We start from the raw sequence: 15,450 nt of genomic DNA, 5'->3' as shown, positions 1-15,450 counted from the left end.
TTATGAAAAAAAATTTTGGAACAGCAGCATTAGGGTTACTAATGCTGCTCATGATATCCTCTTGTAAAAAAGACCAGCGGGCATTAGATATGAATGTAAGTGCAGTAAGTACTTTATTAGCACCAGCCAATGCCACCAGCCTTAACCTTGAACCGGGCGGAGCAGGCTTGACATTTAAATGGAGCGCTGCCACCGCAGCCGATGGTGGTTTAATTTTATATGAAGTTGCCTTTGACAAAGCAAGCGGCGATTTTAGCAAACCTGTTTATCGCATACTTTCAGATGGCTCTGGTGTACAGACACAGGCTACCATCCCTGCCGATACGCTTAACAAAATTGCTTCTTTAGCTGGCGTTGCATCATCCAGCACTGGTGCAATAAAGTGGACGGTTATGGCATCAAAAGCAACAAATGTTCAGTTAAGCCAATCTGCAAATACCATACAGGTTACAAGGCCTGCAGGATTTGCGATACCACCTACAACTTTATATTTAACCGGAACCGCTACAGAAGCCGGAGCAGCCGACATTTCAAAATCGCTGGCATTTAAACAAATCACACCGGGTGTATTTGAGCTTTATACTTCTTTGCAACCGGGCACGTATCAGCTTACAGATAAAGCTAGCAGCACAGGTACCAAATATTATTTAGATGATAAAGGCATCATACAACAAGGTGCCGGAACTACTACTATAACGGCGGCTAAATCTGCATACAGGATAAGGCTTAACTTTAATGTGGCTACCAGTAGTGTTGTAGGCATTCAGTCGCTTGGGCTTTTCATGTCGGCTTACAATTCAGAGATCGGGCAACTGAGTTATATGGGTAACAGCACCTGGGAAAATCCGAAAATCCCGGTAACGTTCTACCAGTTTTCATGGGGGCGGGACGAACGGTATAAGTTTGTGTTGCACACTTCTAACGGTGTTGAATACCTGGGTAGCTCAAACGTAAATAATTCTGCGCCGGCCGGGCAGCCTGCCAGTTACTTTTATTTAACACCTGTAGGCAATGCACAGTGGGACAATACCTACAAGTTTGATCCCTCGATAGATACGCATAACGCTAAGGTAGATGTATATTTTACTGCATCAGCACCATACTCACATACGGCTACCGCAGTTAATTAATTAACCCATTAAGCTACCAGCAGGCATGCCTGCTGGTAATTTTTGTTCCGATTATGAAAAACAATTTATGTTGTGGAATAGCTGCTATTATGCTGCTGGCATCATGCGGTAAATCGAATGTTAACCCTGACAGTGGCGGCGGCAATAACAATCCGGGCAATCCCCCACCCACTCAGCCAACAGAGTCGGTTTATTTGACTAATGCAAAGGCAACGCATAGTTATATTTTGTCGGGCTATGCTACGCCCTATGGAAGCTACCGGGTAAATACAACAACAAATACCAACAGCGCTTTTGAATGGTATGTAGCCAGCCAGTTATACGCCGATGCGGCTATGGTACAAAACGGCGATGCCTCCTATAAGCCTTACATGAAAAACACATTGCAGTGGCTTAATAAACTGATAGATAAAAACAGCGTTAGCGGTGGCCTTTTTGCAGCAGCATCACTGGATGGAAGTAATGCAAACGGTGGCAAATATGTAGATGATAACGCCCTTACCGGCATGGCATTTTTGGCCGCTTATGATGTAAGCGATAGTGCGGATAAAGACGCATACCTGCAGGCGGCACAAGCTTGTGCGCAATGGTTGATAAACAGTGGGCAGTGGGATAATGATTTTGGTGGAGGCTTTTGGTGGTCTACTGATAAAACTGTTAAACCAACGCAATCAAATGCACTTGCGCTCCAGCTGTTTTGCAGGCTTTACAAAATTACAGGCATCACTGATTATAAAAACTGGGCTATATCTGTAAACAACTGGCTTAATGCACAGATGTATGACAGCAGCACGGGCTTATATATCTGGCAGATTGAGAAGAATGGCACTAAGGATACTTACAAATTTACGTACGATAACGCCATTATGATAGAAGCTGAGTTACTGTATGCAGATGCCATGCAGGACGCTACTTATAACACCAAAGCACAGGCATTAGGAAATGCTATGATCAGAACACTGTGGGACAAAACACATAACGTTTTCATTTTTAACACCAATGACATACGTATCAATCCCTGCTACAGCGGTTGGGCAACCCAGGCCATGATTAAATTATATGAATCGGACAATAACACCACATGGCTGAATTACGCAAAAGGAAATATTGATGCAATAAACGTGGTGTTAAAAAACACTGCGCTAAATGGTTATTACCAATATGCCGGACTGGACGGCGCCGGGCGATATACTAATTTAGAAGGCGTAGACCAGGCCTGGATGCAACGCTTACAAGTACTGCTATCCAAATACAAATAAACATCAGCACTTAACTGCATAAACATCGCATTTAATGAATCACTTAAAAAAAACTGCTTTAGCGCTTCTGTTCACTTCTGCTATAATTAAAAGTGCAGCGGCACAGGATATCTTATCTTATGTAGATCCTAATATCGGCACAGCACATAGCCGCTGGTTTTTCTATACGCCTGCTGCTGTTCCTTACGGCATGGCTAAGCTGGCTCCTTCTACAAACGGGCATTATGGCAATGCATCGGGTTGGGAAGCTGTTGGTTATGATACCCGTCAAAACTCGATAGAAGGCTTCGTTCATTTTCACGAATGGCAGGTAGGTGGCTTAAGTTACATGCCGACAACAGGCAAGCTGATTACCCAGCCTGGCGATCTAGAGAGAAAAACACCCGGTTATCGCTCGGGCTTTGACCGTAAAAACCAGATAGCGCAGCCGGGCTATTATAAAGTTTTATTAGATGATTATAAAATAACTGCAGAACTTACTGCAACAAAACGGGTAGGTTTTCAGCGGTACACGTTTCCTAAAAGTAACGAAGCGCATGTTATTCTTGACGTTGGCAACAAACAAGGCGAAAGCGACATTGTAACAGATGCCAGTATCAGAATGATTGACGATACTCATTTTGAAGGCTTTATAAATACTTATCCCAAGTATGTAAAAATCTATGACCCATCGGGCAAGGTGGCCATGTATTTTTACGGAGAGATCAGTAAAAAGCCCAAGAGTATTACTGCTTTTACAGCGGAGCGCATCAAACCAAATCAACGTATTGCAAAGGGAAAAGGCGCAGGTTTAGCATTAAACTTTATCACATCAGCCAATGAGAAAATTGAAGTAAAAACCGGTTTGTCTTATACCTCCATCAAAAATGCACGTAACAACTTCATGGCAGAGGCAGGCAAGTTAAGCTTTGAAAAGGCTAAAATGCTGGCTCAAACCACATGGAGGCAGGAGTTAGGAAAAATCACAGTTGAGGATGCCGATATAAACAATAAAACAAAATTTTATACCGGGCTTTTCCATGCCTTATTAGGACGCGGTATTGCAAGCGATGTGAATGGCAACTACCCTATGCATGCCGGGCAAACCGGAAAATTGCCGGCAGTAAAACCCGGACAGCTTAAACCTGAATTTTTGAATACGGATGCGATATGGGGTGGCTTTTGGAACATCACTCAACTATGGTCTTTAAGTTATCCGCAATGGTACGGCAGCTTTGTAAATACGCAGCTACAACTTTATAAAGACAAAGGCTGGTTCGGCGACGGTATTGCCAATAGTGAATATGTATCAGGCGTGGGAACGAACTTCGTGGGGTTAGCTATTGCGGCCGCTTATCAAACAGGCATCAGAAACTACGATGTGAATCTTGCTTACAAGGCCGTAAAAGCGAATGAACTTAATTATAAGAACAGGCCTGTCGGATCTGGTAAATTAGATACTAAAGCTTTTGTTAAATATGGTTATGTGCCATTCTTTGATCAGACCGGGCGTGACTTTGTAACCGATTCTACCGGCTCTAATTTTGCAGGCTCTCATACGCTGGAGTATAGCTACAGCGCTTTTGCAGCTGCACAAATGGCAAAAGCTTTAGGAAAAAGCAACGATTATCAGGAATTGATCAAACTATCTAACGGGTGGAGATACCTGTTTAATCCGCACAACAAACTGATGCAACCTAAAAGGGCAAATGGAAACTTCATTGAAAACTTTGACCCGTACCAGGCTTGGCGCGGTTTTCAGGAAGGCAATGCCGTTCAGTATTCTTTTTATGTTCCGCAAAACCCAGGTGGCTTGATTGATGCTATTGGAAAGGAAAACTTCAATAAAAGATTAGACAGCATTTTTACCGTTTCAGAAGCTCAGGGATTTGGTGGCGGTAAAACCATTGATGCATTTGCAGGGATAAATTCTATTTATAATCACGGTAATCAGCCTAATTTACACATCAGCTGGCTTTTCAATTTTTCTGGCCGCCCATGGCTTACCCAAAAATGGACAAGGATGATTGGAGAAGAGTTTTACGGTATAGAACCAATACATGGCTATGGTTATGGGCAGGATGAAGACCAAGGGCAATTAGGGTCATGGTATGTATTAAATGCATTGGGCCTTTTTGATGTGAAAGGTTTTACCGACTTGCGGCCAGTAATAGAGATTGGCAGCCCCTTATTTAAAAAAGCTGTCATTCAATTAGGCACAGGAAAAAAACTAACCATTGAAACGCAAAACAATAGCGCACAAAACGTTTACGTTCAATCGGCAACTTTTAACGGTAAAAAGCTTGACAATTGCTGGTTTTACCGTGCCGATTTAATGAAGGGCGGCATTTTAAGATTTGTTATGAGCAGCCAACCTAATAAAAACTGGGGAACCCATACTCCTCCCCCATCTGCACAATAGTTAAGCACTTAAAAATTAAGAACCTGTTTTTAAATTCCATATGAGAATCACTTTACTGGCTGTTAGGGCAACTATACTACTGATCATTTTTACTTCAGCTTCTTTTGCTCAAAATAAGCTGGGTGTAAGCTATCGTCAGCGTGCTGATTCCATGTACCGGAACGTATGGAATAAATACAGGGTGTATTCCGAAAAAGGTTTGTTTTCTGAAAACTACCCATCGGGGAAAAATGATTCGCTCAACTATTTTCAGGGCGAAGCGGTAAAAGAAAAAAAAGTAAGCTTTTTATGGCCGTTTTCCGGGATGTGGTCAGCCACAAATGTGCTTATGCGGACAACCGCATATAAAAGCAAGTTTAAACCATTTCTGGACAGCTTGATTACTGGTGTTGAACAATACAAAGATGCGAGTAGAAAACCCGTGGGCTATCAAGCATACCCGGTAAAATTTGAAAAAGCAGACCGCTATTATGACGACAATGGCTTAGTTGGTATAGACTACATGGAAAGCTATTTCAATACTCACAATCCTCTGTATTTACAGCACGCCAAAGTTGTATTCAATTTTATTAAAAGCGGGTGGAATGATGATGCCGGAGGCGGTGTTACCTGGCTGGAAGGGCATCTCGACCAAAAACCGGCCTGTAGCAATGGAATGGCAACGTTAACTGCCTTAAAAATATATCAGGGAAGCCATGACAAGTTTTACCTGGAGCAAGGCAAAAGATTTTATAACTGGATGTACAGCCACCTGTTAGATAATGCTACGGGGATCATCATCAATGACGTTAAAAGAAACGGGGATAGAAACTCTACCTTTTACTCTTACAATACAGGCTCATTAATTGAGGCGGCTGTGCTGCTTTATAAATTTACCGGGGATCGTCAATACTTACTTCAGGCACAGCAACTGGCAGAAGCCAGTTATCAGTATTTTAAAAATGTAAAGCATGATCAGCGGTTAACGCTATCAATTGACCTGCCCTGGTTTATTACCGTATTATTCAGAGGTTACGAAGCCTTGTACAAAATTGACGGTAACAAAAAGTATATCAATGCCATTGAACATGATTTAAACTTTGCCTGGAATAATTCAAAGGACAAATCAGGACTAATTACCCATAGCTGGCTGCCCGATCAAAAAGAGTTAAGAAAATACAAATGGCTTTTAGATGAAGCTTGCATTGCAGAACTATATGCCCGTTTAAGTTTATTGAATTAACAATTGAGTTAATTATTATTGCTTAATAATCAGCAGACAGTTTAATTTTTAATAAATCATATTCATGATCCTTAATTTCTAAAGCACTAATTCTTAACATAAAAACAAACTCAAATATAGTTACTGGTAGCAATCAGCAACTATATTTGAAGCTTTACAAGCTTATGAGACTAATGAGAATTATTGTAATGCTTAGCTTTGTTATAATGAGTGTTACCCTTACCCATGCGCAAGAAACCTTTGATAAACAGGGACACCGGGGTGGCAGAGGACTTATGCCGGAAAACACCATTTCCTCTATGAAAAACGCGGTTGATCTTGGCGTTACGCTCGAGATGGACATATCATTCAGCAAAGAGAAGCTGCCCATTGTATCACATGATCAGTTTATCAACCCCAAGTTTACTTTAAAGGAGAACGGTGACACGATAACTACTCAGGAAGCTCAATCATTACGTCTGTACGCTATGCCTTATGAAGAAATAAAGCGTTTTGATGTAGGAAGTAAATTTTACCCGCTTTTTCCACAACAAAAAAAAGTAAAAGAACACATACCCTTACTTAGTGAACTGATTGACAGCGTAGAAAATCATGCTAAACAAAAAGGTGCTAAGCCACCACACTATAATATTGAAACCAAAACATCGCCACGGGGCGACAACGTTGAGCATCCAGCTCCGCAGGAGTTTGTTGACCTGCTGATGGCATTGCTGAATAAAAAAGGGATATTGAACCGGGTAATTATTCAATCTTTTGACCCGCGTACCCTTGAGATTGTTCACAAACAATATCCGGATGTACAAACCGCCTGGCTGGTAGGCAATAAAAAAAGCCTGAAAGAGAACCTTTCGAGCCTGAGTTTTAAACCGACCATTTACAGCCCCGAGTTTAGAATGCTGGATAAGCAGGTAGTTGACGAGTGCCATGCTATGGGTATAAAAGTTTTACCCTGGACGGTAAATAATCCTAACGACATAGCCAACATGAAAGCAATTGGCGTTGATGGCATCATCTCTGATTACCCTGACAGGCTGTGATATGCTTAGTAAGCTAAGTCAAAATTTAATGAGTGTTTACTCTTCTTAACTTGCTATATCTTTTGAATTCAACAAACTGATTTCAAATTTCGGTTCTTTTGTTTCTGTACACGCGGTACATATATGTTCAGCATCTAACTTGATATTGCTAAAGTACCATGCCTTTTCCTGGTATGTTACTTCTTGTTGTACGCAACTAAATACATCAAGCTGATCGATAAGCCCGGTTCCGATGGCTTTCAGCACAGCTTCTTTTCTGGTCCAAATTTTACAAAATGCCGTAGCTTTATCTTCGGCATTATTGATATATTCTTGTTCATCTTTATGTAGTAAAACAACAATATCGGTGTAAAGCTTTATATCAACCACTTCAACATCAATACCTATCAAATTATTACTACAGATCAGTATAACCCAATTTCCTGAATGCGATATGCAAAAATTTTTCCAGCCTGGAATGTGCGGTTTTCCCAAACTACTAACAGTCCATTTATTAATAAGATGTTCGGCATGATCCATTCTAAGTGCATAAAGAACCATGAGCCGGGCAAGCAATTTTCTCTTTTTATCTTTAAAGTCCCGATACTTTAAAATATATGGCCAATATGAAGGCGGCAAAAGTTCAAGATAATCGTTGAACTGGTCATCCGGAAATTCCTTCAAGTGATAGTAGTATACACTGGTCATGCCCCAATTTATAATATTTCAATAAATTGAAATATTATAAAAATGATTTCTGGAAATATTTAGGTGATAATTGTGCTAAAATAAAACTCTCACTTTAAGTAAAGCCTATTTAATAACCTGGTAAATACATCACTAAGCCCCCATCATCATTTAACCATCGATACTAATACTTAGTTATTACGAAAATAGCCTTGCAAAATTTGTTTAATACAAAAACTTAATTATTTTTGATAAACCTCCAACCTGGCCAACCAGGCTATTTAAACCTAAAACCTTATTACAAAATGGAACAGTCATCTATTGACCCTGAACCCGTTTCTGAAATTTTTCTACCACCTGTAAATGATCCTGGCAAGTTGATTGTTCAGGGCCTTCAGAACGAAGATGTAATTGCAGAAAGCAGTCCTATCCTATCCCCTGAAACATACCACCGTATAATTTATGAATGGAACCTGACGGATAAAGATTATCCGAGGGACACAACCGTTCACGCTATGTTTGAAGCCCAGGCAGCTCGCACGCCCTACTCCATAGCCATTATTTACCAGGATGTAACGTTTACTTACCGAGAGCTTAACGAGCGGAGTAATCAGCTTGCCAGGCACATACGTACACAATATAAACAAAGAACAGGACACGAGCTAACCAGAGATACCCTTGTTGCTTTGTTTTTGGAACGGAGTCCTGAGACCGTAATCGGAATATTAGCTACTTTAAAAGCAGGCGGAGCCTATGTGCCGATAGATACCAGTTATCCGTTGGAACGGATCAGCTACATGCTGGAAGATTCAGGTGCACAACTCGCTCTTACACAAAGGCGCTTAGAAACTACTATACTTGCTGATAAGGCAGTTTATATAGATATGGATGAAGATCTGTATAAACATCAAGAAGCCTCCAATTTGCCTCAATACACCAAAGCAACCGACCTGGTGTATGTAATTTACACCTCTGGCACCACGGGCAAGCCTAAAGGGGTAATGATAGAACACAGGAGCATCCTAAGCAAAGCCAATTTTTACCAAGACGTTTACTACTCTGACGATAAATTGGTGAGTATATTTTACCGCAGTTATGCCTTCGACGGTTCTATAGAGGAATACCTTGTCCCTATCCTTCATGGTGGTAAAATGGTGATTTACAGGCCGGGGCTTTTTGATCTGCCTTCATTTATCGAAGCTATCAGAAATCACCAGGTTACCAAAGTCAACATGCCGCCTCAGCTTTTGTATGAGATCATGGAGGTTGATACATCGCTGTTTAACATCATAAAAATATTGGTATCTGGCGGAGATAAGCTTGATTTTGATAAATTAAGCCGCTTTAACTTTAACTGCGAAATATTTAATGCTTATGGCCCTACAGAAAGTACGAATGACACTCATATTTATAAGATTGATCTCAACAATCCGCCACTTTTAAAGGCTAAATCGTGTATAGGAAAAAATGTTTACGATTGTAAATCATATATCCTTGATGATAACAGACAGCCTGTTGATATTGGTGTAGCCGGCGAATTGTACGTAAGCGGCTCGGGGCTGGCCAGGGGATACCTTAAACGGCCCGAACTAACTGACGAGCGTTTTATCCCGAACCCTTTTCCATCCGTCAGTGATATAGAGTTAGGATACACGCGCATGTACCGTACCGGCGATCAGGTACGCTGGCTGCCAGATGGTAATATTGAATATCTCGGCAGGATAGACGACCAGGTAAAAATCCACGGCTACCGAATAGAGCCCGGCGAAATTGAATATGCTATTTCGGCCGTTGAGGGCGTAAAACAAAGCTGCGTCGTTGTTAAAGAACGACAAACCGGTACAAATACCAGCAAATATCTGGTAGGTTATTATGTAGTGGAGAACCCCCAAAATGGACCGTCTGCACTATATGTTTTACAAACTATCTCTAAAACTCTTCCTGTTTATATGATACCGGTGGCATTGGTACCGTTAGAAGCATTCCCTACCAATGCTAATGGTAAGTTAGACAGGCGTGCGTTACCTGATCCTGACTTTAGTGCCCTGCCTGATAATTATGAAGCACCAAACACTGCAACAGAAGCTGAACTTTCCAAGATATGGCAGGAAACACTCGGTGTGGAAAAAGTGGGTATTACCGACGATTTCTTCAAATTGGGCGGCAACTCTATCCTCGCCATATTGGTTTCGCACCGAATGAGTAAGGTAACAGGTCAAGATATAAAAGTTGCAGATATATTTAAATACCGCACCATAGCACAATTAATCCCGCAATTGGATAAACAGTGCGAAATTACAATACCCGTATCACACGGAAATACCGGCGAACTATCATACGCACAGGAGCGTTTATGGTTTATTGAGCAATATGAACAGGGTACCAATGCCTACCATATGCCCGATGTTTATGAATTGCAAAGCCCAGACGACATTGACGGCTTAAAATATGCCTTACAGCAAGTGGTGGCCCGGCATGAAATATTGAGGACTATTATTAAACAATCTCCCGACGGGCAAGCCACCCAGGAAGTTAGAAATGAACCATTACCAATTGAAGAGATACTGGTTACCGATGGCCGGGACTACGAGCAGTTGATAAAAGATGAGATAAACCGCCCCTTTGAGCTAACCAAGGAATATCCTATAAAAGCAAAATTCTATATTATTCAATCTCAAGACGGCGAACCTGCACAACGCAAAATATTCCTGATGGTAAATATCCATCACATGGCCAGCGACGGTTGGTCAGAAAATATATTTCAGAAGGAGCTGGCAGCCTATTACGAAGCTTATATTAATAACGATGCCGGTTTCAACCTGCCGCCATTAGAGATACAATATAAAGATTATGCGGCCTGGCAACGAAACTATCTCAAAGGCGAGGTACTGAAAAGGCAAATGGATTACTGGAAGGAGAAGTTGTGCGGGTATCAAACACTTGAACTATCAACGGACTATCCAAGGCCGCAAAACATCAGTTATAATGGCGCCCATTATTCCTTTACGATAAAAAAACAGTTGAGCAATAAGGCAAGGATGCTGGCGCGGCATTATGGTGTAACGCTAAATACTATTTTGCTGAGTGCTATGAACGTGCTGTTGGGTAAATATACCGGGCAGGATGACATTGTTATGGGCAGCCCTATTGCCAACAGGCATCACCGGCAAACCGAAGATATGATCGGTTTCTTTGTTAACATGCAGGTAAACCGCACCCTCTTGCATGCCGGGCAAACCTTTGCACAACTGGTTCAAGATGTAAACCGGCAACAAGTTGAAGGACAAACCTACCAGGATCTGCCTTTTATCAGGCTGGTTGACGAGATGGGTGTTGAAAGAGACCCCTCAAGGCACCCGATCTTTCAGGTGGTTTTCGTGGCGCAAAATTTTGGTAATCAGAATAAAGCATCAAGGCATTTAAAAAAATATATTAATCCGCATCATGCGGCAGATGTTTATGAGGTAGAGAAGTTTGATATATCAGTATTTATTGATGACGGCAAAGAAGAACTTGGTGGATTGATCAGCTATGCTACCAGCCTATTTCATAAAGACACCATTGTAAGGCTCACCGAACACTATATTTATCTGTTAGATCAATTGGTGAGTGCTCCCGATAATATCTACAGCCAGGTTAACCTGCTTCTTCCGGAAGAATATGATCGCATTATTCATAAATGGAACGCAACGGAAAAAACTTATGCCAAAGAAAAAACCATTTGTCGCCTGTTTGAAGAGCAAGTAGAAAGAACACCCGGAAATACGGCCTTAGTTTATGACGGCCGAAGTGTTAATTATAAAGAACTCAACGAAAAAAGCAATAAACTGGCCCGGCATATCAGAGTGCAGCACAAGCTACGCACCGGTCAGGATATGAAATCCGATAACATTGTTGCTTTATGTCTTGACCGTAGCATTGAGCTGACTATCGCAATTTTAGCGGTACTAAAAGCTGGCGGCGCCTACGCCCCTATGGATCCATGCTACCCTAAAGAAAGGCTTAATTTCCAGATCGAAGATACCGGCGCCGCAATCGTTCTTACGCAGAAGTACCTTGGTCTTAATTCAAAGTTACCGGTTGAAAAGATAGTTTACATAGATCTGGAGGAAGCATTTTATACCACTGAAAACAAAAGTAATCTTGAAAGCCATTGCGGCCCCGGCGACATCGCTTATGTGATCTACACTTCCGGAACTACCGGGAAACCAAAAGCTTCGCTGCTGGAGCATCATTCATTGGTAAACTTGCTTACATGGTATACAGATGAGTTTAATTTAACAGCATCCTCTTCCTATATCATCTGCTCAGAAATATGTTTTGACCTTACACAGAAAAACTACCTGGCACCACTTATTAACGGAGCTACGATCTATATACCCCGCCGCGGTCCATTCGATCCACGCAATATCTGCAATATCATTGTAGATCATGCGGTTAGCCGCATCAACTGCTCGCCAAGCGCATTTTCACTGATATTGGATGAGCTTTATTTCCAGGTGGATCATTATTCTTTTGAATACATATTTTTAGGCGGAGAGCCAATCCCTGATAGTGTTTTACAAACCGTTAAAGCAAAAATGCACAATGGCTATTTCGTGAACAGCTACGGCCCGTCAGAGTGTACCGATGTAACTACTTATTATAAAATAGCTTATGAAAATCTGCCCGACAAATCTATCCCATTGGGTATTCCTGTCAGTAATTTCAAGCATTATGTGCTCGATAGCAGCCTGAATCCCGTTCCTGTGGGCGTTAAAGGCGAGCTGTATATCAGCGGTATCGGGTTATCAAGGGAATACCTGAATAATCCGGAGTTAACCGATGAACGTTTTACATTCAATCATTTTGCAACAGATACTGATAAGGAAAAAGGTTATGACCGTTTATATAAGACCGGGGATGTAGTTAGGTGGCTTGCAGATGGCAACCTGCAATACCTGGGCCGCAACGATGACCAGGTGAAGATAAAAGGATTCAGGGTAGAGCTGGGCGAAATTGAACAAGCTTTGAACCAGATTGAGGGCATTGGCCAGTCATGTGTGGTGGTTAAAAACAGAACATCGGAAAAAAGAACGTACAAAACGCTGGTGGCCTATTACACCCCGGACATAAATTATAATAAGACAGATCACAAGGAAATATTAGCTGGTTGGGAAGGACTCTACGACAGTGAATACGATAAAACTACCGAAGAGCTGATATTGGATGCTGATTTTTCAGGATGGAATAGCTATATCACCGGTGAACCTATTCCGTTGGATGAAATGGAAAAATGGCGAACTAACATCTTAACAATAATTAAAAACTTAAACCCTGGCTGTATACTTGAGGTGGGGGTAGGTTCCGGCCTGTTGATGTATCCGTTGCTAAGCCACGTAAAAAAATACGTCGGGGTTGATCTTTCACTTGCAATCATTAACAGGCACAAGGCACAATTTAAAGGTAAACCTTTTAACACTGCCTTCTATCACTTAAAGGCAGATCAGCTCGACTTATTGCCAGAAGGTGAATTATATGATACGATTATCATTAATTCGGTTTGCCAGTACTTTCCGGATATTAATTATTTTGATGATGTAGTTGAAAAGGCAATTACCAGGTTGAAGGCTAACGGCTCGATTTTTCTTGGTGATATAAGAAATTACGATCTGCATAAAGAATTAATTAAAGAAAGGCTTGATCACAATCGTATGCCAGCCTCCCGACATGACGTTGATCGTGCAGCGTTTAAGGTGAATGAGCTATTAATTAGTCCGGCTTATTTTTCAAAATTCAAAAAAGCGCATAAAAACATAAGAGTTGAAGTGATTAAACGGGATACGATATTTAATCATGAGCTGGGCAAGTACAGGTTTGATGTAATTATTTCGAAAACACCGGCAAATGATTTCATATCAGGTTTTGTGGATACAGTATTTAATGAAAACAGCAAATACAACCGCTATCACAACATCCCCTATCTGAACCAATTGAGCAGGGAAAGCATCATTCAAACTATTTCATCTTTCCTTCCATCTTATATGGTTCCGGCAACATACGTAGCGATGGAGTCGTTCCCGTTAACGGTTAACGGCAAGCTGGATAAACGCGCCCTGCCTGACCCTGATTTTAACCTTGCTGAAACAGAACGTGTGGCACCTGTTACCGAAACAGAAAAGGAAATATGCAAAATATGGGAGCTGATATTCGGTATGGAAAACATCAGCATCACCGATAACTTTTTCAGGCTGGGCGGCGATTCTATTTTAAGCATACAGGTTGCCGGCCGTATCAGGCAGGCCGGGTATCCTTGCAAAGTGAGAGATATTTTCGAGCATAAAACCATTGCTGAGCTGGCTGCTCATCTCCATATCAATTCCTCAGAAACCATTATTGATGCCGAACAGGGAATTTTGACCGGCGAGTTGGACTTCCTGCCCATCCAGCAATGGTTCCTGTCGCATGTTGGAGAATCAATAACCAAACCGGGACATTGGAACCAAAGCTTTTTAATAAAAGTGCCAGAACTGCATACCTATCGTTTGCAAAGTATCATTCATGAGCTGATTGACCGCCACGATGTATTCAGGATTGCTTATAGCAGGCCATCAGACCAACTTCAGTGGAGGCAGCGTTATCAGCAAAGAATTGACGTACCTGCTTTAAAAACGCTGAATGTAAGCACTCTCACTGCTGCCGAAATACAGCAGACATTGACTGACTGGCAAAGTAACTTCGACCTGGAGCATGGACCCTTATTCCAGTTCGGTTACCTGCATGGTTACAGCGATGGCAGTGCCCGCATATTTATGGCGGCACACCACATGGTCATCGACAGTGTGAGCTGGCGGATAGTAGCGGATGATCTTAAAGCGCTTTATCAAGGGGTACCATTGCCGCCAAAAAGCAGCAGCTACAGGCAATGGGTAACCTGTGTTAAAAAATATGCCTTGCAGCACCCGGATGAACCTGCCTTTTGGCAAAACCAACTTAAGGGCATGCCTGCTTATCAGCAGGAGCCTCTGTTTAAACCAACCGTTAGCCGCTTTGAATTAAGTGAGGCATTAACCGGTTCACTGTTGCAGAACGCACCGGCCGCCTACCATACTGAAATCAACGACCTGCTGCTGACTGCGCTGGCCTATGCCCTTAAAGACATCAATCATTCAGATATACAAGGAATAACATTAGAAGGGCATGGAAGGGAAGAGATTGATCCTTCCATCGATCTGAGCCGTACAGTGGGTTGGTTTACCACGATGTTCCCCGTTAAGATGGAGCTGAAAGGATCCCTGAAAGAAAGCATACAACTTATTAAAGAAAGCCTGCGAAAGGTCCCTAACAAAGGGATAGGTTTCGGAGCATTGGCAACATGTGAACAGACCTCTTTTACTCAATGTCACCTGCCGCTTATCAGCTTTAACTACCTGGGACAATTTGATGGCCCAGCCAGTGACTGGAATTTAATTGATGATAATAGTGGCACAAGCATTAGTATTGAAAACAGGGAGCATAACCTGATATTTGTGGAAGGTATGGTAATCGGCGGTAAATTGAAGTTTACTATAGAAACGCAGCTGGGTAAAAACGTAACCGACCTACTAAGCAACCATTTTGAGACGCACCTAAAGGCAATTAACGAGCATTGTTTAAACGTGCTGCAAAATAAAACCGGCACCCTTACGCCAAGTGATTTTAAAGCCGTAAAGATCAGCCAATCTTTGTTGAACAAATTACAAGCGAAGGGATAGCT

Annotated in this window: 7 protein-coding genes; 6 read left to right on the top strand and 1 reads right to left on the bottom strand. The window is 41.8% G+C overall.

The annotated features are described in order from the left end of the window. Window positions 1-2: 2 nt before the first annotated feature. The 5 genes from PQ461_RS09675 to PQ461_RS09655 all read left to right on the top strand — a co-directional run bounded on the left by PQ461_RS09675 (window position 3) and on the right by PQ461_RS09655 (window position 7,049). Window positions 3-1,130 (top strand): SusE domain-containing protein, encoded by a 1,128-nt coding sequence (locus PQ461_RS09675; protein ID WP_274303735.1) that lies wholly within the window; start codon window positions 3-5, stop codon window positions 1,128-1,130. 53 nt (window positions 1,131-1,183) lie between these two features. Next, window positions 1,184-2,389 carry a glycoside hydrolase family 76 protein gene (locus PQ461_RS09670; RefSeq protein ID WP_274303734.1) on the top strand — a complete coding sequence of 402 codons (1,206 nt, stop codon included), beginning with the start codon at window positions 1,184-1,186 and terminating at the stop codon, window positions 2,387-2,389. 34 nt (window positions 2,390-2,423) lie between these two features. After that, the gene (locus tag PQ461_RS09665) at window positions 2,424-4,790 is read left to right on the top strand and encodes a GH92 family glycosyl hydrolase (protein WP_274303733.1); all 2,367 of its coding nucleotides are present in this window, start codon (window positions 2,424-2,426) and stop codon (window positions 4,788-4,790) included. Window positions 4,791-4,830: 40 nt separating this feature from the next. After that, window positions 4,831-6,012 carry a glycoside hydrolase family 76 protein gene (locus tag PQ461_RS09660; RefSeq protein ID WP_274303730.1) on the top strand — a complete coding sequence of 394 codons (1,182 nt, stop codon included), beginning with the start codon at window positions 4,831-4,833 and terminating at the stop codon, window positions 6,010-6,012. A gap of 173 nt (window positions 6,013-6,185) precedes the next feature. Next, complete coding sequence (locus PQ461_RS09655; protein WP_274303728.1) at window positions 6,186-7,049, top strand: glycerophosphodiester phosphodiesterase; 864 nt, start codon at window positions 6,186-6,188, stop codon at window positions 7,047-7,049. A gap of 45 nt (window positions 7,050-7,094) precedes the next feature. On the opposite strand, the gene PQ461_RS09650 is transcribed toward PQ461_RS09655, so the two are convergent. Further along, entirely contained in the window at window positions 7,095-7,736 is a 642-nt protein-coding gene (locus PQ461_RS09650) for a 4'-phosphopantetheinyl transferase family protein (protein ID WP_274303725.1), read from the bottom strand. Between the two features lie 284 nt (window positions 7,737-8,020). On the opposite strand from PQ461_RS09650, the gene PQ461_RS09645 reads away from it, so the two are divergent. Next, complete coding sequence (locus PQ461_RS09645) at window positions 8,021-15,448, top strand: non-ribosomal peptide synthetase (RefSeq protein ID WP_274303723.1); 7,428 nt, start codon at window positions 8,021-8,023, stop codon at window positions 15,446-15,448. Window positions 15,449-15,450 lie beyond the last annotated feature (2 nt).

Origin of the sequence: Mucilaginibacter sp. KACC 22063 (genome assembly GCF_028736115.1) — a bacterium.
Classification (GTDB): domain Bacteria; phylum Bacteroidota; class Bacteroidia; order Sphingobacteriales; family Sphingobacteriaceae; genus Mucilaginibacter.
This window is presented reverse-complemented; position numbering and strand designations above follow the sequence as displayed.